Origin of the sequence: Mucilaginibacter robiniae (genome assembly GCF_012849215.1) — a bacterium.
Taxonomy (GTDB): domain Bacteria; phylum Bacteroidota; class Bacteroidia; order Sphingobacteriales; family Sphingobacteriaceae; genus Mucilaginibacter; species Mucilaginibacter robiniae.
On the sequence record NZ_CP051682.1, the window covers coordinates 1,571,057 to 1,593,240 of the forward strand.

Genomic DNA, 22,184 nt, shown 5'->3' on the forward strand with positions numbered 1-22,184 from the left:
TTAATATTTAAAAGCTAATATAATTCGTTTTTGTTCTAAAAGAACTTAACACTCGATAAACCCTTAAAATGAAGGGATGAATCTATTAAAAACTTATAAGCTTTTAAAAGCAATGGCTTAAATACCAAACCGTAATTGCTTATATTAGCTTACAAGCGAGTTATACGCTAATTACGATAAAAAGTTAAGCGAAAAGAAAGAAGAATTACTAATTATTTATTTACCATTTTGACATATTGCTCAATGGCCATAGTCATGGAAGGCGCGCCAGGTGTTGGGGCAGGTATATCTAGAATAAGCCCGGCATCTAACACAGCCTTATGCGTTGTTACTCCGAAGGCAGCAATACGGGTATTATTTTGTTTAAAATCAGGAAAGTTTTGATACAGGGATAATATACTTGATGGGCTAAAAAATGCAATTACATCATAAAATACATCAGCCAAATCAGATAAATCACTACATACGGTACGGAACAGCACTGCCGGCGTAAAGTTATAGCCGTTTTCAGATAAGAACTTCTGCGTTTCTTCAGCAGCTACGTCAGAACAAGGATACAAGAATTTTTCGCCCGAATGCTTTTTCAATACTTCAGCCAGATCGCTGGCCGTTTGTTTACCGAAAAATATTTTACGCTTGCGATACTGAATATACTTTTGCAGGTATAAGGCTATAGTTTCAGATAAACAGAAGTACTTCATATCTACCGGAACTTCAAAACGCATCTCTTCACAAATGCGGAAAAAGTGGTCGGCAGAGTTACGGCTGGTAAAGATAACGGCGGTGAAATCAGCCAGGTTAATTCTTTCTTTACGGAAATCCTTAGCCGGTACGCCCTCCACGTGAATGAAAGACCTGAAATCAATTTTCAGATTTAGCTTTTTAGCTAGTTCTGCGTAAGGATTTTTGTCGTTTTCAGGTTTAGGTAAAGTAACCAATATACTTTTAACCTTTTTCTTTCTGTCTTCCAATGTGTGTTCTTTAACTACCTAAGTGTTAACTTTTAAGTGCCTTAACCAATATTAATATCGGGCAGATTTCAAGGGCACAAAGATAGGTAAATAAATAAAATTTATGAAATCTAAAACTCGAAATAATATTAACGCTACTACGCAAATATTGCCATATAAAGATAACCACCACCAACAGTAGCGCCACTACCAGCACATAAGGTATATAAGATGCTGCCAGCAGGCTAATGCACAGAGATACAGGCAAAAACACAAAAGTGATATTAAAGTAGGTTAAATACAGTATGGATATGTACTCTCCAACCAAACGGTTAACATTAAACACAAAACCTATAAACCGAAGCACAAAGAGTTTTAGGGCAAACAGCACAATAATAAGCAAGGCAAATGACAGAAATAATTGTATGCCGCTGATGCGATAATAAATTTCAAAATAGGCGGTAAGCTGGTACAAAAACAAGCCGAAAGTAAGCCCAAACAGCAGAAATAACCCCACAAACGTCCATGAGTTGAGCAGGTTTTCTTCTTTACTTACCTGCGAAAGGATACGGTTATTATAAAACGCTTGCAGCACATTACTGATATCCTTACTCATGATACGGTTAAGCAGTGACATGTACACCAGCAAGGCTGTAATAATAACAATTACCCACTGGTCGCGTGTACGCCTGCCGCTACCTTCGCGCAATATGCCTTTTTTGGTACCGCCCGGCCGTGTTAAAAAGCCATTATTACCTTTATACAGGTAAGCTTTGAACATGCTATCCAGAAACAAATTACGACGTAAGGTATCAGGCGTTTTAACGTACACCATAGATAAAGAATCGGACACGAACTGCTGGCGGGCTTGTTCAGCATGGGCTACTGAATCGAGCAACAGGGCTGCAGCCGATGGGCGTACATAAACACGCCGCCGAGGCAGACTGTCGGGCTGGGCTGCCGCTGTTGAATCAGTCTGCTGTGCATAGCTGATTACGGACTGCAACAATACCACCAAAAATATGATTAACCCTTTAATGCGCATGTACTTGTGCAAAAGTACAGAAAAAAGAGTCAAGAGTGTAAGTTCAAGAATAAACAGCCACGTTCCAGTTAGTTTAAATAATAAGTTTTAGATCCGCTTTTTCAGGCATAAAGCTGGTTTTTAAACCGCTTGGCTAAAAAGCCAGTAGCTAAGTCGGGGTCAATATCGGCTATTACTACTCCGGCTTGTCCGTAAGGCTGATGAGCTACACAGGTACCATCCGGAGCAATCAATGCACTGGCCGAATCGGGGTAGCGGGAGGCGTAATTGGAGCTTGCAAAATAGATGGTATTTTCCATAGCCCGCAACATCTGTGCTTTTTCATAGTAAGGGTTGCTTTTACTTCCCCACTCGGTTGGCTGAACACCACTCACATCACTACCACCAAAATGCGGATGAAAAACAATTTTAGCACCTTGTTGTGCCGCCCATCGTACCGATTCCGGGTACCTGAATCCTTCATGACATATCGTAATGCCGAACTTTATACCGTTCACTTCAAACAACCTGCGTGTTGTACCCGGCACCCAAATGTCATCTTCACTTGGGTCTAACTGGTTTTTGGTTTGATAGCCCAACACCTCTCCTTGGGCAGATACCACATGAGCTATATTTAATAATCCTGCAGGGCTGTGCCAATCCATGGGGACAATGATAGCTATAGCATTTTTAGCAGCTATAGCACATACTTGATCTAGAGCAGTTTGTAAACTCTCCGGTGAGCGGTCCTGAGCCGGGTATTCCATTCCGGGATAACCCGGCAAGTATGATTCGGGAAAACATATAATTTCAGCCTTTGCCTCAGCCGCTTCTTCAACCAGCTTTTCAAGCCAGTACAAACCCTCATTAATGGATTTCGGAATTGGAGGAGATGCTAATGCTATTTTCATACCCTTAGGTTATTGTTAAAAATGAATATACAGGCTTTTTCTGATAAGTTGATTTAGTTAAGCCAAGAAAAATCATCAAACAACTTAATGATGTTATCCTGACGTTTCACGCTATACTCTTGCTGCCATAACCCTTACCTTTGCAGCTTTATGGCTGGTATTTATATTCATATTCCGTTTTGCAAGCAAGCCTGCCATTATTGTGATTTTCATTTCAGCACATCGCAAAAATACCGCACCGAGATTGTTCAGGCACTGGCTCAGGAAATAGCTTTGCAGAAAGACTATCTGGCTGGTTCTCCTATCGAAACCATCTATTTTGGTGGTGGTACGCCTTCACTTCTGGATGCAAACGAGATTGATTTTTTGTTAGAAATCATTGACCAGCACCACACTATTACACCCGGTGCTGAAATTACATTGGAAGCCAACCCTGATGATTTAAGTGCTGCTAAAATCCAAGCATTACGGCATACGCCTGTAAACCGTTTCAGCATTGGCATACAATCGTTTTTTGATGAGGATTTAGCGTGGATGAACCGGGCACATCGAGGTCAGGAAGCGGAGACTTCGGTAAAACTGGTGCAGGATGCTGGCTTTACCAACATAACGGCCGATTTGATTTACGGCTATCCGCTGCTTACCCCTGCTAAATGGCAACATAATATCGATACCATGTTGCGGCTGAATATTCCGCATCTGTCGGCTTACTCACTTACCGTTGAGCCCCGTACGGCACTCGCCAGCCTGATTAATAAAAAACAAACTTTACCCCTGAATGATGAACAAAGCGCCGAACAGTTTACTATACTGATGCACCAGCTGGAAGCGGCAGGCTTTGTACATTATGAAATATCCAACTTTTGTCAACCCAACCAGTACTCGCGCCATAATTCTAATTATTGGAAAGGTGTGCCTTACTTGGGTATTGGTCCTTCTGCACACTCATACAATGGCCTTTCACGACAATGGAATGTAGCTAATAACGCTAAATATTTGAAAGCCTTACAAACTAACCTCATTCCGGCCGAACTGGAAGAACTTACTACCGAAAACCAGTTGAACGAATACATCATGACTGCCTTACGAACCATTTGGGGATTAAATTTACAACAACTGGAAACCTTGCAGCACGGCTCGGGCACTAAATTACTTCGCGAGGCGCAACACTTTGTTGCCCGTGGGTGGGTAGAGCAACGTGAACAAACCCTGTATTTGACCCAAGCAGGCAAACTCTACGCCGACCATATTGCTGCCGAATTATTTTTTTAGTGTTTGCCAATTTTCTATCCTGAGGCTCCCATCCTTTTAAGCTCTAAAATTGCGCGTGCGAACGTTTTTTAAGGCTTTTCAGATTTCATTTACTTAACGCTTAGGGTTGTAAGTAAGTAGGTGTGGTAAAAATCCGCAGGTGTGGTTACCCCGTAATTTCAAGCATATTACTTACAACAAATACACAACACTATGAAAAAATTCCTGATTGCGGCTTTTGCTATAGCAGCTATGGCAACGGCACCTAAAGCAGAAGCACAAACGGTAATGGTAGGCGGCGCACCAATGTACCCAACCAAAGATATTGTTGATAATGCCATTAACTCTAAAGACCATACTACACTGGTTGCAGCTGTTAAAGCTGCCGGTTTGGTAGAAACCTTAAAAGGTGATGGTCCTTTTACTGTATTTGCCCCAACTAACGAGGCTTTTAACAAATTACCTGAAGGCACGGTTAGCACCCTGGTAAAACCTGAAAACAAAGCCACCCTGACTAAAATTTTAACTTACCATGTGGTAGCCGGCCGTTTAAGTTCGGCTGATATTGCGGCTAAAATTAAAGCAGGTGGTGGCAAAGCATAGTTTACTACTGTTGAAGGTGGCACCTTAACAGCCATGATGAAAGGTAAAAAGCTGGTGCTTACCGACGAAAAAGGAGGCATGTCGACCGTAACTATTAAGGATGTGTTCCAGAAGAACGGCGTTATCCACGTAGTAGATACTGTACTGATGCCAAATTAAGTTCTTTCATATAAATTATATTGGAAGCCCGGCTGCCTTGAGCGCCGGGCTTTATTTTTGTCAGGTGGTTATCAATAATTAAGGTTACATAACCGACATATTAATTTTAGATTAGCTTTGTATATTAAATTATTGTGAACATGGGCTTGATTCTGCATCCGATTGATCGCGTAGATCATATCAGTAAAGAAGATTTTGTAAATAATTACCTGAATCCCCGCAAACCGTTGGTTATTCGTAAAGCTACGGAAAGCTGGCCGGCTTTACAGAAGTGGACATTTGAATATTTGAAAGAAACCGTTGGCGACCAAGTAGTGCCGTTATATGATAGTTCAAAAGCTGATCCTACCAAGCCTATTAATGCTTCAGCTTCTGAAATGAAGTTTGGTGATTACATGGACCTGATACAGAAGCAACCTACCGATCTGCGTATTTTCCTGTTCGACCCGATTAAACATGCTCCCGGCCTGCTTGATGATTACCGCTCGCCTAAAGATTTAATGGGCGGTTTTTTGGATAAGTACCCGAATATGTTTTTTGGCGGTGCGGGTTCGGTTACGTTTTTGCACTATGATATTGACTTGGCACATATTTTCCATACGCATTTTCATGGCCGTAAGCACATTATTTTGTTTGATCAGAAATGGAGCGAGCGGTTGTATTGCATTCCGTTTGCTACTTATGCGCTGGAAGATTATGACATTGAGAATCCTGATTTCAGCAAGTTTCCGGCACTAGATGGTATAGAAGGCCAACAAATCATTCTAGAGCATGGCGACACGCTGTTTATGCCAACCGGTTACTGGCATTGGATGAAGTACCTGGATGGTTCTTTCTCTATCTCACTACGTGCCTGGGATAAATCATGGGCTATTAAGGCTAAAAGTTTATACAACCTTACCGTTCAGCGCAAGTTTGATAACTTCATGAAAGCCAAATACAAAAAACGCTACATGGACTGGAAAGAGCATTTAGCTGTTGAACGTGCCAATAAGGCGTTGGCCACTGGTCAGCCCAAATAGAGCTTGCTAAAGCGTTGGTAAAAAGAAAAAGCCTCATTGCTCTGATATTTGCAATGAGGCTTTTTTTATTTCTCTACCCTAACATAATCAAAATCAGCGTACCCAGCCGTTTTCTGCGCTGTAGGGTTTAGACAGAAAACGCCTACTTTGGCACCTACCCAAAAACCTTTATCTGCCTTATACTGGTCGCCCAATGACTTATAATTCTTGCCATCGGTACTGTAAGTATAGCGGTATGTAGCATCTGCGTTCACCCTTACACTGAACCATAAAGTTTGTGTACTGACTGGAATACGGGTTAATTGCTTATGTGGCTGATATATTTTATTAACACGCTTAGCTTCATCAATAGTTAAATATAAAGCGCCTTGTTCTTTTTGCAGGCAAATACAGGTATAATCGTTGCCAAAAACCACTAGCCCAGCCCGTTCACCGTTGGTAGTTAGATGAGCCGACATTTGTGTAGTGGCCTGAAAAGTCGGAGCCATAAACTTTTGCATTAACAAGTTACCGGCATAAACCAAACTGCCGGTATCGGTAGCAACAGGTGTTGCATACAAGCGCATTTGCCCTGAGTGGGCAGTTAAGGAATACCAGGCTTCATTCTGTTCGGCTTGCCACTGCCATTGTAAGCCCAAACTGTTTTGTGTAAATTCGTCAGAGGTTTGCGGCACAGCACGCGGATAAGTGCGCCCAACATTAGGTTTACGGTAAGTCAGCACCGGTTCGCCAATGCCATCTCCATCTGGGTCGGCACCTATTATAGGCCAGCCATTTTTGCAAACGGCGGGCTGCAAGTGGGTGATGCGGCCGTAAGCACCTTTATCCTGAAAGTGAATAAACCACCACTCGCCAGTTTGCGTTTGCACCAAGCCACCTTGATGCGGACCGTTCACCTCAGTTTTACCTTGTGCCAGTACAATTTTATCTTCATATGGACCATAGATGTTTTTGGAACGAAAAACGGATTGCCAACCGGTAGATACGCCACCTGCCGGAGCAGCAAAATAATAGTAGCCATCACGCTTATCCATAAATTTGAAGCCTTCCAGTGTAGGTTGTTTTTGCTTGTTCTGATAGATGAGTACACCGGTATCTAGTAATGACCGCCCATCAGCCGACATTTTATGTAGAATAGCTGGTCCGGCTCCTTTTTTACCATGTAACAGGTAAGCTTGCCCATCCTCATCCCAAAACGGACAAGGATCTTCCCAATTGGCTATATTTTTCACCACATGCAAATCCCACTTTTTAGTGGGGTTAGTAGTTTCAGCCATGAGCAGACCTTCAGATGGGGTACAGAAATATACATAATATTTTCCGTTATGGTAGCGGATAGAAGGCGCCCAACTCCCCTGCCCATGCTGTGGCTGCTTGTACCGGTCAAATGGCAAGGTGGTATATACATAATTGATAATAGTCCAGTTCACCAAATCTTTAGAGTGCAACACCGGTATGCCGGGCTGACAGGTAAAACTGGAAGCTACCATTAGTAATCATCACCCGTACGTAACACATCCGGGTCGGAGTAATCGGCATAAATAATGGGGTTTTTGTAAGTACCATTCCCGTTATCGGGTTGCCAAACCTGGGCGTACAGGTGCGTAAAGCCACAAAACAGTAGTACAATAGTCAATAAACCTTTCATAGGTATTTAGATGCAAAATTGGTTCAAGTACAGGCCGGGATAGCCGAACCAATAATACCTATTATTTACCACTTTTACTATTCATTAACTACGCACGCTATCACCTATGCTTGGTTACCCCTACTTGCTGGCAGTATTCCAGTACCGGGCAGGTAGAGCATTTGGGCAAATTACCCGTACAAATATGTTTACCGAAAGGCATCAGCAAGCGGTTAATATCAATCCATTGTTCCTGCGGCACTTTGAGTTCCAGTTGCAGCAACGTTTTTTCGGGCTGACTAGCCTTGATGTAGCCCCAACGGTTTACCACTCGGTGTACATGAATATCCACACTGATAGCTGGCAGGTGGGCAGCAATGCCTAAAGCTAGGTTAGCACATTTAGGTCCTACACCTTTTAAGTCGGTAAGTACTTTATAATCGGCAGGTAATTGGCCGTTGTATTGCTCAACCGCAGTTTTGGCTATACCCAGCATGGTATAAGCTTTTTGGCCTGGGTAAGATGAGCCATATAATAGAGTTTCCAACTCTTCAGGGCTTAACTTCAACAGTTCCTCAGGCGTACGTGCTTTGGCAAACAACCGTAAAGACACGGGTATGGAAGTTTCATCCAGCGTACGGATGGAGATAATGCACGAGATTAACTGTTCGAACAGCGAGGTATAACCTTGCTCGTATAAATCAAACATTGCCGCCTTAGGATAAGCTGCAACAGCCTCGGCAATACGGCCCAACATGGTATCTAAATCAAACGGCTTTTTCATCATTAATGCTTGTAATAAGCACAGCGGATAAAAAATGTTTTCCAACTAGCATAGCTAAGCAGACTACCTCATCAGTTACACAGCCCCCTACAATAAGTTATCGTGAGTGTTACAGGTGTTACATGTTACAGAGTGTAACACCCTGTAACACTGACAAACCATTGGCAGTGGTGGCATTGTTTTGTCAGTATTGTATGTACCTAACAAATTCACCATCAATTGAATAAACTCATGAAACCTTATTATTCTATTCAAAACTTCCCCATGGTAAAATCTTGATTCTTGACTCTATACTCTTGATTCTGTCTTTAAGAAGTATGATCTACCACAATCTTCCATTGCCCTTTAATCTTCCTGAACCATAAGGTAAAATAGCCACCGGGCTCATCCTTTTCACGTTTCAGGTGCCATCCTCCCATTACAAAAGCGTTGGTAGCATCCAATAGTTGTACTTTCAGGATATGGAAAGTAAGCTGCCCCATAGCTGCTTTACCAGGGTAAACTTTCTTGTAGTGGGCTAAGGTATTTTGCCAACCATAAGTAGGTGCACCTGTTCCTACAAACATGAGCGAGTCTGATTTCCAGTAACCTTGCATAAAATCTTCTACGTCGCCACGGTTCCAGGCCTGTCTTTGAGTTTCCAGCACTTTTAGAATGGCTTGCCTATCCTGAGCGAAACAGAAACAGGAAATAAGCAGCAAAAAGCAAGAGAGTACATAGTTTTTCATAACCTAAAAGTAAACAATTTCGCCGCCCAAACCTTTTAGCTTTACACTTTTTGATTAAGCTTTAAAATACATGAGCAAGCAGGTACTATGCTTCGGCGAAGTTTTGTGGGATGCCTTTGGTGAAGAGAAAAAAGCAGGCGGAGCACCGCTTAATGTAGCCCGTCAGCTACGTCAGCAAGGCATTAATGCCGTTTTAGCCAGCCGCATAGGTACAGATGAGTCCGGCACTGATCTGCTTAACTTTTTGCAGGAAAACCAACTGGCTTCACCACTAATACAGCAGGATGATGAACTACCTACTTGTGAGGTTACTGTGCGCCTGAATGAAAATCATCATGCCAGTTATTACATTCCTGAGCCAGTATCATGGGATAATATACAACCGGATAGTAATTTATTAGAGCAAGCTCAGCAATCCTCAGCTATTGTATTCGGCAGCCTGGCTTGTCGGCAACAAACCACTCGCAATACTCTGCTTGATTTACTGGATGAAGTAAATATTCCTTTAAGGGTGTTGGACGTAAACTTACGCCCACCACACTATGCGCTGGATACTATACAAACGCTGGCCGCTAAAGCTAATGTAATTAAAATGAACGAAGAGGAAGCTGCCTTGCTAATTGGCGGTAGCAACCGATCATTAAAAGAGCAGATTATCGAATTTCGTTATAAGTATAATCCGCAAACTATTTGTGTAACCCGTGGCGAAAATGGCGCTATTGTGTGGCATGATGAAGAGTTTTATGAACACTCTGGCTTTGAAGTAAAGGTAGAAGATACCGTTGGTGCAGGTGATGCATTTTTAGCAACGCTGCTAACTGGTTTGATAGCCGAACAACCTATGCAGCAAACGCTGGAAAAAGCTTGTGCTGTAGGTGCCTATGTAGCCAGCCATCGTGGTGCTAACCCCATTTACCAAGAAAGCAGCATACAAGAAATTATAGCTTCCGGACTACAACGCTAGGTTTATTAATTTGTAAAAGTTTCTAATTAAAATTCACTTGACAATGCATTGCTCTTGAAGTAGTTTCTCTATTGTCATGGGTTTATATAAAATCAATCATTCTATTTCAGCCTTAAACTTTAGTCAATTTTTTTCCGTTAATTTATTTTTAAAGAAAGGCACATTATGCGTGGTTTTGGATTTTCCAAATACGTTCCCCGCGAAATACCCAAAGGCGGATTTGATGAATTATTAAAGTTATTTCTGGAATTGCTCAACTATACATCGGGCGATGCCGGCGAAGCTTTAGCCTGGCTGAATGAGCTGGACAAACAATACAATATTACCAATGACGAGTATGGCATGGGTAATTTTATTGACGACCTGAAACAGAAGGGCTATCTAAGCGAAGATAATCAGAATGGCGAGTTTAATATTACCGCCAAAACAGAGCAAAGCATCCGGCAATCGGCGCTGGAAGAAATTTTCGGTAAGCTTAAGAAGTCAGGTAAAGGCAATCATCGTTCGCCACAATCTGGCCAGGGTGATGAAAAGAATTCTGAGCGGCGTGAATTTGAATTTGGCGACAGCTTGGATCAGATTGATATGACTCAATCTATCCACAACGCACAGGTTAATCATGGTATCGGCGATTTTATGATGACCGAGCGTGACTTGGAGGTAGAGGAAATGGACTACAAAACCCTGACCTCAACCGTGCTGATGATTGACATATCGCACTCCATGATTTTGTATGGTGAAGACCGTATTACGCCTGCCAAAAAGGTAGCGATGGCACTGGCCGAACTGATTCGTACCAAGTACCCTAAAGATACTTTGGATATTGTAGTTTTTGGTAATGATGCCTGGCCCATCAGCTTACAGGATTTGCCGTATTTACAGGTTGGCCCTTACCATACCAACACTTACGCCGGGCTGGAACTGGCTACTGATTTGCTGCGCCGTCGCAAAACGCAGAACAAACAAATTTTTATGATTACTGACGGTAAACCTACCTGCTTAAAGGAAGGCACCAAGTATTATAAAAACAGTATTGGTTTAGACCGCAAGGTGGTGAATAAAACGTTGAACATGGCGGCACAATGTAAACGCCTGAAAATACCGATTACTACATTTATGATTGCTCGCGACCCTTACTTACAGCAGTTTGTACGCAAGTTTACCGAAACCAATGGCGGCCGTGCTTTCTATAGCTCATTAACCGGCTTAGGTGAGTACATATTTGAAGATTACATTAAAAATCGTCGTAAAACAGTAAGATAAATGTGGAGTCCGGAAAACGGTGAGTCCGTGAGTCCGGAAGCAGAAAATACGTTACAACTTAACATACCGCTGGACTGACTCACCGTCTTCCGGCTTTAATGAAACCAACGGACTATTCGACTCACGGATTTCCGCACTACTTAAAAAAGAATGAATAAATTAGATATTAAAACCCTCGGTCAGTTAAAGCAAACCGATTATCGCAGCCGTTCTGTTAAAGACGAGCTGAGAGAAAACCTGATTTTACAATTACAAAAACACGAAGGTGGCTTTGAAGGCATTGTAGGTTATGAGGATACCGTAATTCCTGATCTGCAAACTGCCATTCTATCGCGCCATAATATTTTATTGTTAGGTTTACGCGGACAGGCTAAAACCCGTATTGCCCGCCTGCTGGTTAACCTGCTGGATGAGTACGTACCCTATATTGCTGGTTCTGAATTGTATGATGACCCATTGGCACCTATTTCATGGTATGGCCATAATGAGGTAGAAACTAAAGGCGATGAAACGCCGATTGCCTGGGTACACCGTTCCGAACGCTACACCGAAAAGCTGGCTACACCAGATGTTACCGTAGCTGACTTAATTGGCGACGTTGACCCGATTAAAGCTGCTACATTGAAGTTGACGTATTCTGATGAGCGTGTAATCCACTTTGGTTTGATTCCACGTGCACACCGCGGCATATTCGTGATTAACGAGCTGCCCGATTTACAGGCTCGTATTCAGGTATCTTTATTCAACATTTTGCAGGAAAAAGATATTCAGATACGTGGTTTCAAACTGCGCCTGCCGCTGGATTTACAGTTTGTGTTTACCGCCAACCCGGAAGATTATACCAACCGTGGTTCCATCGTAACGCCGCTGAAAGACCGTATTGAAAGCCAAATATTAACTCACTATCCGCGTTCGGTTGAAATTTCGCGTAAAATCACCCAACAGGAAGCTTTATTATCGCCTGAACAACGGGTAGCCGTTGAGGCTGACGGCTTAGTAAAAGATTTGGTAGAACAAATTGCTTTTGAGGCTCGTAACTCTGAATATATCGATAAAAAATCGGGCGTTTCAGCTCGTTTAACCATTTCCGCTTACGAAAACCTAATTAGTAATGCCGAACGCCGCATGATTATCAATGGTGAGAAAAACACTTTTGTACGCATCAGCGACTTTTTAGGCGTTATCCCGGCCATTACCGGTAAAATTGAGTTGGTGTATGAAGGCGAGTTGGAAGGTCCGGCTAAAGTGGCTAATATTTTAATTGGCAAAGCTGTACGTACCTTAATGCTCCAGTTTTTCCCTGACCCGGAAAAATCTAAGAAAAGCAAAAAAGCCAACCCGTACAATGAAGTGGTTAGCTGGTTTGCCAGTGGCAACAACCTGTCATTGATTGATGGTTTACCTTTGGCTGAGTATAAAAAAGCGTTAAATTCAGTTACCGGCTTAAAAGATCTGGTTAAACAGTTCCATCCGCGCCTGAGTGAAACACAGCAATTATTGCTGATGGAGTTTGTGTTGCATGGCTTGGCTGAGTTTTCACAATTGAACAAAGGTTTCTTGGATAATGGCTTTGCCTTTTCAGATATGTTCGACAGTTTATTCAACATGCAGCCTGAAGATGATGATTTAGAAGACGATGATCGTTACTAGTAATTAAGCATCCGCTATATAAATACGCTCGCCGATGCGGGAAGTAAAGCTTTACCTGAATTTTGCCTGAACAATTCAACGATCAGTGCACAGATGGGCTTCGCTTCTCGCATTGTCGTTTTATATTAGCAGCAAATATTAAAACACAATTTATGGAGGGGCAAGCGCCTACAATCATCCTCATTTGTATCGGCCTGTTAATAGCCGACTTTTATATTACTAACGGTTTACGGGGAGCGCTAAAAAAATGGCGTTTTCTGCAAAGTAAATCCTTTCTGGTAACGTACTGGGTTGTATCCATTCTGCTGGTCATTGGGCTGATAGCCGGTGTTTACTTTAAGTTTGGGTTAGGCATAAAAGGCGCCATTTTACTTTTGTTCTTCTTATTACTGGCTTGTAAGGCTTGTATTTTACCTTTTATTGTGATAGATGATTTGCGCCGCTTAGCCATTTGGCTTAACCGGAAACGCTCAAAACCTGAATTAGTAAAAGCTTCAACAGATGACCAGCCAAAGCCTAACGCTATTCCACGTTCAGAATTTCTATTAAAAGCCGGTCTTTTAGCCGGGGCACTACCTTTTGCAAGCTTGGGTTATGGCATTATCAATGGCGTATATGATTATCGGGTGAGATATTGCAATTTATACTTGCCCAATTTACCTAAGGTATTCGATGGCATTAAGCTGGGGCAGATATCAGACATTCATTCCGGTAGCTTTTATAATAAGAAAGCCGTAACTGGTGGTGTTGATTTATTGATGCGGGAAAAGCCTGACTTCATCTTCTTCACCGGGGATTTGGTTAATGCTATATCGAGCGAGATGCGCGACTACCAGGATATTTTTGCCAAGGTAAAAGCGCCTCTGGGCGTTTATTCCTCCTTAGGCAACCATGATTACGGCGATTATGCCTGGTGGCCAGATGCAGCCGCCAAAAAGAAAAACATGGATGATCTCATAGCTACCCACAAAAATATGGGCTGGGATTTGCTGATGAATGAAAACCTCCGCTTGAAAGTAGATAATGAAGAAATTGGCATTTTAGGCGTAGAAAACTGGGGCCAGTTGAGCCGTTTCCCTAAATATGGCCGTATGGACTTGGCGGTGAAGAACACCGATGATTTACCGGTAAAGCTCCTACTCTCACATGACCCTTCACACTGGCGGGCACAGGTACTGCCGCAATATCCGCAAATTGATGTGATGTTTTCTGGCCATACGCATGGTATGCAGTTTGGCGTACGTACCGAACATTTTGAATGGAGCCCTATTGAGTTTGTGTATAAAGAATGGGCCGGGCTATACCGTGAAGGTGCGCAGCAAATCTATGTTAACGTAGGTTATGGCTTTTTAGGCTATCCGGGCCGTGTAGGCATCTTACCTGAGATTACCATATTTACCTTAAAGTCAGGCATCGATCCGGCATTAAAAAACAAAGTATAATTTTTTTAAACAAAGAAAGGCTGCGTATCATTGCATGTATAACGATGAAGAAAATACTGCAACCTGCCTTTGACTTTTTGCTGTTCAGCAATATCTTTATGGCACTGTGTGCAGTAGCACAGGGGCTGGTCACTTTTTACTTGATTGGGTCGCCACCAGTGTACCCGGTATTGGCTTTACTTTTCACTTCTACGCTAGGGTTATATAACTTCTGCATTCTTATTATTCGGCCTAAGCATCCTGAACAATCCCCTTACCAGCGCGTACGTTGGTTTTTTGCTCGGCACCGGTTAATGATTAGTATTACTATTGTTGCCTTACTATCGTTAATCCCTTTATTCTTCTTACTCTCCCGAAATTCAGAGTTCTTGTTAATTTTTTTATCGGCCCTGTCCTTCGGCTATGGCTTGCCACTGTTTACCAGTGGTAAACGAAAATCAGGATTACGCCATATACCTGGCTTAAAACCCTTGTTGATTACCTTGGTCTGGACATTGAGCTGCGTGTTGCTGCCAGTCCTGGAAGCTCATTATCAGCATCTGGATGGTATATCCACCAGAGATACCATTATACTCATAGCCAAGCGCTTTATGTTTATAGCTGCTTTAACCGTGCCTTTTGATATTCGTGATTTATTTCAGGACCAGATAGCCGGACTTAAAACCATACCCGTAGCCTTTGGAGAGAAAAAGGCTTATCTGTTTTGCCAGGTATTGTTAGCTGGTTATATTGTGCTACTCTTCCTGTTCAGAAACAATGGCTTTAATGCTGATTTTTGGGCACTTACCCTTACGGCCTTATTAACCGGATGGCTTATTTTTAAATCAACCCGGGCGCGCGACGAATACTATTATTTCTTTTACCTGGATGGCGTGTTGATTTTGCAATACGTAGCCTTGTTAATCTTTAAAGCAATCAGCTATGGCATCTAACTACCACAATGCCGCCTGGTTTTATGACCCACTATCTTATCTCGTTTTCGGGAAGGCACAGGTTAAAGCACAAAACCATTATTTAACTCATATACCAGCCAACAGCCGCTTGTTAATTGTAGGTGGCGGAACGGGGCAGGTATTAGAGGCCCTAACCCAAATACACCCCAACGGCTTACATATTACGTATGTGGAAATAGCTTCCGGCATGGTAGCCAGAGCGAAGAAAAGAAACTACGGCCAAAATCAGGTTGATTTTATAACGGCTGATATATCAGCCGTAAACTTTGGCAATGAATATTTTGATGTGGTGCTTACGGCTTTTCTGTTTGATAATTTCAAAGAGCCTGCCTTACAAACTGTTTTCAGGCACATACACCAGCAACTTAAACTTACTGGTTTGTGGTTGAATACCGATTTTCAGCTTACAGGCCCGGTGTGGCAAAAATGGTTATTGAAAACCATGTACCTGTTTTTTAAAATTTTGTGCCGAATAGATACCACCAACTTACCAGATACGCGTACTTACTTTATGAAGTACCATTATGACAAGTTAGCACAGAAAAGCTTTTATGGTCGGTTCATTTCGGCTTGGCTATACCAAAAACAGGCGCTATAAGCGCCTGTTTGAATTGTTACTCGTACACAAATTTGTACCCTACCCCGCGTACCGTTTGTAGAAACTGCGGAGAATCAGGGTTGCTTTCAATCTTTTTACGCAAACGCACAATATGCATATCCAGCGTGCGGGTGTTTACATCGGCATTGTAGCCCCACACTTCCATCATCAGCTCTTCGCGGTTAATTACCTTGTTTTTATTTTTCAGGAAATATAGTAAAATGCGGTTCTCCAAAATGGTTAACTCCACTTTTCGGCCACTCTTAATCAGCAAGTGCGTGTTGGGGTGGTGCTCCATATCGGCAAACCGATACACTTCTGATTTTTCGTTGCTATTAAGCGAAAACTTAATTTTATTATCAATCATGGCCACCAGCACATCCATATTGAAGGGTTTGGTGATATAATCAGATACACCAAAGTTGTAAGCTTCAATCTTGTCTATATCCTGTGCTTTAGCCGTCATCATGATCACTAGCTTATCAAAACCTTGCTCACGAATCTCCGCGCACACCTCCGACCCCTGCTTACCAGGCAGCATCCAGTCCAGCAAAACAATATCGGGCTGGTTTTCTAATATTACCTTTTCGGCCTCAATACCGTTGGCGGCTTCCAGTACTTTATACCCTTCGGTTTCCAAACGTTCGGCTACTAAAAAGCGCAGATTTTCGTCGTCTTCTACCAGTGCTATTTTAATTTCTGTGTTCATGTTTTAACTTTCGTAAGGCAGTGTTATCATAAATTCAGTGCCCTCATTCAGCTTACTTTTTACGGTTATGTCTCCGTTCATAAAGTTAACCAGTTCTTTGCAAAAAGCCAAGCCCAAGCCTACGCTTCCATTTTGGTTATATTGGTTTTCTATGCGGTAAAACTTTTTAAAGATATTATTTATTTCGTTTTTCGGAATACCTATGCCCTTATCGGCAAACGAGAATAAAATATTACGCCTTTCATGAGTAATGGTGATATGCAACTCTTTACGGTCGGGGTTAGAGTATTTATAAGCATTCTCAATCATGTTCTGAAATATACTGCCTAATAACACCGGATCGGTGTAAAAGTTGTACACGCTGCTTACTTCGTAACTCAGTTTAAAGTTCGGATATTTAATGCTGAACGTGTCTATATACTTCTTAACAAAATTTTCCAGGTGTATTTCTTCCTTATGCAGTTTGATGGAGCGGTTTTCAATCTGCGTAAAGGAAAGCAGCTTGTTCATCAGATCATTCAGCTTGTCAGCTTCTTCATCCAGAATGCGACCGTAATGCTTGCGCTGCCTTTCGGTAAGCTCCCCTTCACCCCGTAAATTAGAGCCCGCAATTTTAATAACACTTACCGGCGTTTTAAACTCATGCGTAAAGTTGTTAATGAAATCATATTGCAGCTTAAACAACTTCATATTTACGCTCAAGTTACGGTAAATGAGCCAGCCTATGGTTACCAGAAATATATAAATTAGTAATACAATAGCTGCAGTAGGCATAAAGCGATGGTTGGTTTCAGCTACCAAATGATTTTTCTCTGATTGAAAATACAGCTTATAATCAGCAAAAGCACCTGGAAAAGCAACTTCTGTAGCTGTTAACTTAGGGTCCTCATTCAATGGGTCATATACAATGGGCTGAATAGAGATTTGCTGATATAGCTCAGGATGAGTATTTTTTATTTTTAAAGAGTTAGGATTCAGCAAGAAAGTCATCATGTTTTGCTTATACAATGATGCTGGCTTACCGGTTACTTGCATAATCCGATAACTTTTAATCTCTTCCCGACTAGGAATATTTAGGTAACTGATTTTATCTGGCTTTACGTCATAAAAAGCCTTATAAATTTCATCTTGGTTGGGTATGCGTGAGGTATCAGCTGTAGTGATATAGTTGTTAAACTTGGCAGCAACAGAGGTAAAATCATCATTGGCAACTGTTGCGGGTCTACGTTGTCCTTGCAGCGTCCCGCCCTTTACCGAATATTGGTAAACACGATTAACAGCTGTAGCCAAATCAGTGCTTTGTAGCTGGCTATGGGGTTTGCTGCCGATGGTAATAACCCGGAACACAATCTGCTTAACAAACGGATAATCTTTAAAAACAGAATCCGAGTAATTTGCAGCAGATGCAGAATCCAAGAAGCCCTGATACGAAGTAATTTCGGGTATACGGTTTTGAAAAAAATCGTTGTAAGGCTTAATGGTTTGCTCCAGCACACTGATTTTGCGGAAATTAAATTCATTTTCCACATTGCGAACGGTTAAACGATACGCAATAATTAAGGCAATAATGAGGGTAACTGATATTAAAACCAGAAATGCCGTAATAAGCACAAAGTTTTTATGATATCCTTGCTGATGTGCTTTCATATAAGCCGGCGTTAAAGCTATCGTTTAACTTTCAAATGGGCATTTAAAAATCTTTCAATCTGTGCGTACATCTCCATACGATTACGCTCATTTTTAAAGTAAGTACGTTCGTTATCTTTTAAAACATAAGTTACTGAATCGCCATGGTTTCTGAGCTCGCGCACAAACTGGTTTAGCTCGCTAATGTTGGCGCTAGGGTCTTTAGCGCCTTGAAAGATTAGTAAAGGTGCCTTAATTTTATCAGCATGAAACACCGGCGAAATAGCTCGCAGCTGGTTAGCATCCGTTTCCGGGTTACCCACCATTTCATAGTTCATTTGCAGATAGGGTTTAAAAAACGGTGGGCCATGCTTAAAGTAAGTAAAAAAGTTAATTAACCCGTATTGTACAATGGCACAGTTATAAAGTTCCGGATGGAAAGATACACCATATAGTGCCGAAAAGCCGCCAAAGCCACCGCCGAAAATAGCTATTCGTTTCGGATCAGCAGTTCTTCGTGTAATCAGCCACTTTACGCCATCAGTAATATCATCCTGTATTTTGCCACCTACCTGCTTAAACCCGGCACTTTTAAATGCCTTACCATACCCGGTTGATCCCCGGTAGTTTACCTGAAAAACAGCGTATCCCCTATTGGCTAAAAACTGAACATCGGCACTATACCCCCAATTATTACGGCCCCACGGGCTATTATACGGTCCATTGTGCGGCATAACCACTACCGGCAAGTTGGTTTTATTGTTACCTCGTGGCAGGGTTAAGTACCCGTTAATCAGCATACCATCCGATGCCTTAAAGGCAACAGGCTGCATTGAACATAACTCATCAGGGTTGATGCTGGCATTCAGGTTGCCCAACTCGGTTAGCTTGCCTGTATTGCTTTCATAAAGGTAATACGTGCCTGGGTTACGGTCGGTATAAGTATCAATAATAAACTTCTTTTCGGCACTATCACGCCCTACAAAACGAATAACGCCGCCATTCAGATGCTTTTTAATATCCTGGTAAATGCGTTTAGCACTTGTATCGAGGTAAAACTTGTGAGGTTTAGCATCTTCCCAACCTGCATATTCAATACAACTTTTTTTAGAAGAATACCCTACTTCCAGTATATCGGCCTTATTACCGGCATACACAGTTTTTACTTCTTTACCGTTTTCCGCATTAATTTCAACCACAGCCATCTTATCGCGGTTTACGTTAGATAAGGCATAGAAATTAGCCCCCTTACCGGTAAAAACAATCGGGATAACGGAGTTTTTAAAATTATTTTTGATGATAGGTCTGAATGCTCCGCTTTCGGTAGCGCGGTACAAAATGGTTTCATCCACCCCATCCGAAGCTTTGGCTAAACGAATTTTACCGTCATCATCAGGGTACCACTCAATGATATTGCCTGGGTTTTGCAAATAAAGCTTCAAATTGCCGGTTTTGATATTTAACTGATAAACATCAAACTTGGCCGAATCACGCTTATTAGAAGTAATAGTGATAATATCAGGCTGATTTCTGCTGCAATTCAGCAAGCGCATGCGCACCTTGGCTTCATTCAGTAAGTTGCGCAAGTGCAAGGTATTTACATCCAGCGCATACATTTTAAATTTATCCTGCGTAATGATATCCTGTACAAAAACCAATTGATTATTGTACGTCCAGAAATAATCACGTACCGGGTAATCACTAAATGAGGTAGCCATGGTTTCTTTACCATCTGCTAAGGATTGAATAAACAGGTTTTGCTTATCTTTATAGGGTTTCAGATACGAAACGTATTTACCATCAGGCGATATTTTGAAAAAGCTTTTCTCCGGCGTTTTGAAGAAATCCCGTACAGGTATTTGCCTTTCGGCTGGTGTATGGCACCCTAACCATACAGGAATAACAGCGAAGAAAAGTATGAACTTTAAACGGTTTAACATGATATAGCTAGCACACCCCTTTACTTTTAAAAATCTCAAAGTAGAGAATTTTAAATTAGTGAAGCGCAATGTCACTACAATTTTACCCGTTGTAAATAAACTAAACACTTAGTAAACAGGCTAATTATAGCTATGTTTAAAGATGTATTTTTTAACCGAATGAAGCATATACTTTTATGTTTGGCCATTTGCCTGATTAGTGTAACTGCCTTACGGGCACAAAACAGCGATTTACAACTAGCGCATCAGTTTACCATAAATGGTGAGGAGCAAAAGGCACTGGATATTTATCAAAAACTCTATAAACAGGACAATGATAACTATTATAGCTATTATCTGAACAGCTTGCTTAACCTGAAAAAGTATGATGAGGCAGAAAGCATTACCAAAAAGCAATTGCGCAAGCATCCGCAAGATAATCAGTATGCCGTGGCTTTAGGCCGCATTTATACACAGCAAGGCCATGCTGATAAGGCCAATGCGGTTTACGATGATTTATTAAAAAGCCTGCCGCCCGACCAGAATGCCATTGCCAACTTGGCTACCCAGTTTTATCAGGCCGAAAATGTAGATTATGCCATTAAGATATTTCAGCAGGGCCGTAAGCTGCTGCACAACAATATGGTATTTTCTATGGAACTGATTAGTTTGTATCGTTACAAGCGCGACAAGGCTGCACTAACTGAAGAATACCTGAATTATCTGCCTGAAAACCCTATGTACATGAATCAGGCCGAAAGCACACTAGCATCGGTATATGAAGGGGAAGCAGATTATAATGTATTACGCATGAGTTTGCTAAAGCATATTCAAAAAGATCCGCAACAGCTGGTTTATACGCGTTTACTTACCTGGATGTACCTTCAGCAAAAAGAGTATGACCAAGCGCTTAATCAAGTTTTGGCTATAGACAGGCGCCTGAAAACTAGCGATGGTAATGATATTTATGAACTATGCCGCACACTGACCGATAACCAGGCTTATGACGAGGCTATACGGGGTTATGAATATTTGCTTACTAAATATACTAAAGGCGATGAGCTATACATTCCTTCAAAAATTGAATTATTAAATACCCGTAGCCTGAAAATCACCTCCGGTAAATATCAACCAGCTGATTTACTGCTTTTAGAAAAAGACTATAATGATTTATTGAACGAGTTTGGACGTACTGCCAGTACCGTGTTTGCTATGCAAAAACTAGCTAATCTGGAAGCTTTTAAGTTGCACAAGCTTAATGAGGCTCAGCATTTACTGGAACAGGCTATTGCCATTCCTAATATACGGCCACAACTATTGGCAGGTTGCAAATTAGATTTAGGCGACGTTTATTTAATGAACAATCAGCCTTGGGAAGCTACCCTTATTTACAGCCAGGTAGAAAAGGCTTATCCAGGCACTTCTATGGCGCAAGATGCTAATTACCGGAATGCCAAGCTGGCTTATTATACCGGTGATTTTACCTGGGCTAAAGGTCAGCTCAACGTGTTAAAAGCAGCTACCTCGCAGTTAATTGCTAACGATGCCTTAAACTTATCACTACTCATTAGCGATAACATTGTAGCGGATACTACCGGTGCTGCGCTGAAAATGTATGCCCGTGCCGATTTACTTATATTTAAAGAAGAACCCGAAAAAGCGCTATTGACATTAGATAGTATTGATAAGAAGTTTCCGAGCAATACCTTAGTTGATGATATCTTAATGGCTAAAGCTCGTATTTTGATTCAGCAGAAGAATTATACAGCGGCTATAATGCCTTTAAAAACTATTAGCGAAGAGCACAAATTTGATTTATGGGCTGATGATGCGGTATATATGCTGGGCGATGTTTACGAAAACCAGCTGCATGATAATGCAACCGCCAAAACTTACTACCAGAAAATTATAACCGATTACCCAGGTAGTATTTGGATTGGAGAGGCACGTAAACATTTCAGAATATTACGGGGCGACAGACCAGATACTTCATCATAATTT

Annotated in this window: 19 protein-coding genes and 1 pseudogene; 10 read left to right on the forward strand and 10 right to left on the reverse strand. The window is 41.7% G+C overall.

Features of this window, described 5'->3' with window-relative positions; genetic code table 11:
* Positions 1 to 212: 212 nt before the first annotated feature.
* The 3 genes from HH214_RS06995 to HH214_RS07005 all read right to left on the reverse strand — a co-directional run bounded on the left by HH214_RS06995 (position 213) and on the right by HH214_RS07005 (position 2,885).
* Entirely contained in the window at positions 213 to 971 is a 759-nt protein-coding gene (locus HH214_RS06995) for a uroporphyrinogen-III synthase (protein ID WP_169606644.1), read from the reverse strand.
* 25 nt (positions 972 to 996) lie between these two features.
* Complete coding sequence (locus HH214_RS07000) at positions 997 to 1,995, reverse strand: DUF4271 domain-containing protein (RefSeq protein WP_169606645.1); 999 nt, start codon at positions 1,993 to 1,995, stop codon at positions 997 to 999.
* A gap of 101 nt (positions 1,996 to 2,096) precedes the next feature.
* Entirely contained in the window at positions 2,097 to 2,885 is a 789-nt protein-coding gene (locus tag HH214_RS07005) for a carbon-nitrogen hydrolase family protein (RefSeq protein ID WP_169606646.1), read from the reverse strand.
* Between the two features lie 150 nt (positions 2,886 to 3,035).
* Between HH214_RS07005 and hemW the strand changes: the two genes are divergently transcribed.
* The 3 genes and pseudogenes from hemW (at position 3,036) to HH214_RS07020 (ending at position 5,920) form a co-directional block, all read left to right on the forward strand.
* Positions 3,036 to 4,157 (forward strand): radical SAM family heme chaperone HemW, encoded by a 1,122-nt coding sequence (gene hemW / locus HH214_RS07010; protein ID WP_169606647.1) that lies wholly within the window; start codon positions 3,036 to 3,038, stop codon positions 4,155 to 4,157.
* A 192-nt stretch (positions 4,158 to 4,349) separates the two neighbouring features.
* Positions 4,350 to 4,898 (forward strand): annotated as a pseudogene (locus HH214_RS07015) (fasciclin domain-containing protein).
* A 140-nt stretch (positions 4,899 to 5,038) separates the two neighbouring features.
* Positions 5,039 to 5,920 (forward strand): cupin-like domain-containing protein, encoded by an 882-nt coding sequence (locus HH214_RS07020; protein ID WP_169606648.1) that lies wholly within the window; start codon positions 5,039 to 5,041, stop codon positions 5,918 to 5,920.
* Between the two features lie 65 nt (positions 5,921 to 5,985).
* Here the strand turns inward: HH214_RS07020 and HH214_RS07025 are convergent, their stop codons facing one another.
* The 4 genes from HH214_RS07025 to HH214_RS07035 form a co-directional block, all read right to left on the reverse strand.
* Positions 5,986 to 7,410: a glycoside hydrolase family 43 protein gene (locus HH214_RS07025; RefSeq protein WP_211166323.1), complete on the reverse strand. Its 1,425-nt coding sequence runs from the start codon at positions 7,408 to 7,410 to the stop codon at positions 5,986 to 5,988.
* The gene (locus tag HH214_RS21930; protein ID WP_211166324.1) at positions 7,410 to 7,568 is read right to left on the reverse strand and encodes a hypothetical protein; all 159 of its coding nucleotides are present in this window, start codon (positions 7,566 to 7,568) and stop codon (positions 7,410 to 7,412) included. The genes HH214_RS07025 and HH214_RS21930 overlap by 1 nt, the downstream gene beginning before the upstream one ends.
* A 100-nt stretch (positions 7,569 to 7,668) precedes the next feature.
* Positions 7,669 to 8,334 (reverse strand): endonuclease III domain-containing protein, encoded by a 666-nt coding sequence (locus HH214_RS07030; RefSeq protein ID WP_211166325.1) that lies wholly within the window; start codon positions 8,332 to 8,334, stop codon positions 7,669 to 7,671.
* Positions 8,335 to 8,639: 305 nt separating this feature from the next.
* Positions 8,640 to 9,059 (reverse strand): YybH family protein, encoded by a 420-nt coding sequence (locus HH214_RS07035; RefSeq protein ID WP_169606649.1) that lies wholly within the window; start codon positions 9,057 to 9,059, stop codon positions 8,640 to 8,642.
* A gap of 70 nt (positions 9,060 to 9,129) precedes the next feature.
* Between HH214_RS07035 and HH214_RS07040 the strand changes: the two genes are divergently transcribed.
* The 6 genes from HH214_RS07040 to HH214_RS07065 all read left to right on the forward strand — a co-directional run bounded on the left by HH214_RS07040 (position 9,130) and on the right by HH214_RS07065 (position 15,929).
* Positions 9,130 to 10,023 (forward strand): carbohydrate kinase family protein, encoded by an 894-nt coding sequence (locus tag HH214_RS07040; protein WP_169606650.1) that lies wholly within the window; start codon positions 9,130 to 9,132, stop codon positions 10,021 to 10,023.
* A gap of 165 nt (positions 10,024 to 10,188) precedes the next feature.
* Positions 10,189 to 11,286, forward strand: coding sequence for a vWA domain-containing protein (locus HH214_RS07045; protein WP_169606651.1), 1,098 nt, complete (start codon positions 10,189 to 10,191; stop codon positions 11,284 to 11,286).
* Between the two features lie 150 nt (positions 11,287 to 11,436).
* Positions 11,437 to 12,936, forward strand: a complete 1,500-nt coding sequence (locus tag HH214_RS07050; protein ID WP_169606652.1) for a sigma 54-interacting transcriptional regulator — start codon at positions 11,437 to 11,439, stop codon at positions 12,934 to 12,936.
* Positions 12,937 to 13,088: 152 nt separating this feature from the next.
* Positions 13,089 to 14,378, forward strand: coding sequence for a metallophosphoesterase (locus tag HH214_RS07055; RefSeq protein WP_169611070.1), 1,290 nt, complete (start codon positions 13,089 to 13,091; stop codon positions 14,376 to 14,378).
* A gap of 44 nt (positions 14,379 to 14,422) precedes the next feature.
* Complete coding sequence (locus tag HH214_RS07060) at positions 14,423 to 15,310, forward strand: UbiA prenyltransferase family protein (RefSeq protein ID WP_169606653.1); 888 nt, start codon at positions 14,423 to 14,425, stop codon at positions 15,308 to 15,310.
* A complete protein-coding gene (locus tag HH214_RS07065; protein ID WP_169606654.1) occupies positions 15,300 to 15,929 on the forward strand; it encodes a class I SAM-dependent methyltransferase in 630 nt (209 codons plus the stop codon). Before HH214_RS07060 ends, HH214_RS07065 begins: the two co-directional genes overlap by 11 nt.
* A gap of 16 nt (positions 15,930 to 15,945) precedes the next feature.
* Here HH214_RS07065 and HH214_RS07070 read toward each other — a convergent pair whose 3' ends face one another.
* From HH214_RS07070 to HH214_RS07080, 3 genes are read right to left on the reverse strand one after another with little or no spacing between them, the layout of a single operon-like run.
* Positions 15,946 to 16,638 carry a response regulator transcription factor gene (locus tag HH214_RS07070; protein ID WP_169606655.1) on the reverse strand — a complete coding sequence of 231 codons (693 nt, stop codon included), beginning with the start codon at positions 16,636 to 16,638 and terminating at the stop codon, positions 15,946 to 15,948.
* 3 nt (positions 16,639 to 16,641) lie between these two features.
* Complete coding sequence (locus HH214_RS07075; protein WP_169606656.1) at positions 16,642 to 18,285, reverse strand: sensor histidine kinase; 1,644 nt, start codon at positions 18,283 to 18,285, stop codon at positions 16,642 to 16,644.
* A 17-nt stretch (positions 18,286 to 18,302) separates the two neighbouring features.
* Positions 18,303 to 20,204: a S9 family peptidase gene (locus HH214_RS07080; protein WP_169606657.1), complete on the reverse strand. Its 1,902-nt coding sequence runs from the start codon at positions 20,202 to 20,204 to the stop codon at positions 18,303 to 18,305.
* A gap of 159 nt (positions 20,205 to 20,363) precedes the next feature.
* Between HH214_RS07080 and HH214_RS07085 the strand changes: the two genes are divergently transcribed.
* The gene (locus HH214_RS07085) at positions 20,364 to 22,181 is read left to right on the forward strand and encodes a tetratricopeptide repeat protein (RefSeq protein WP_169606658.1); all 1,818 of its coding nucleotides are present in this window, start codon (positions 20,364 to 20,366) and stop codon (positions 22,179 to 22,181) included.
* The last annotated feature ends 3 nt before the right edge of the window (positions 22,182 to 22,184 follow it).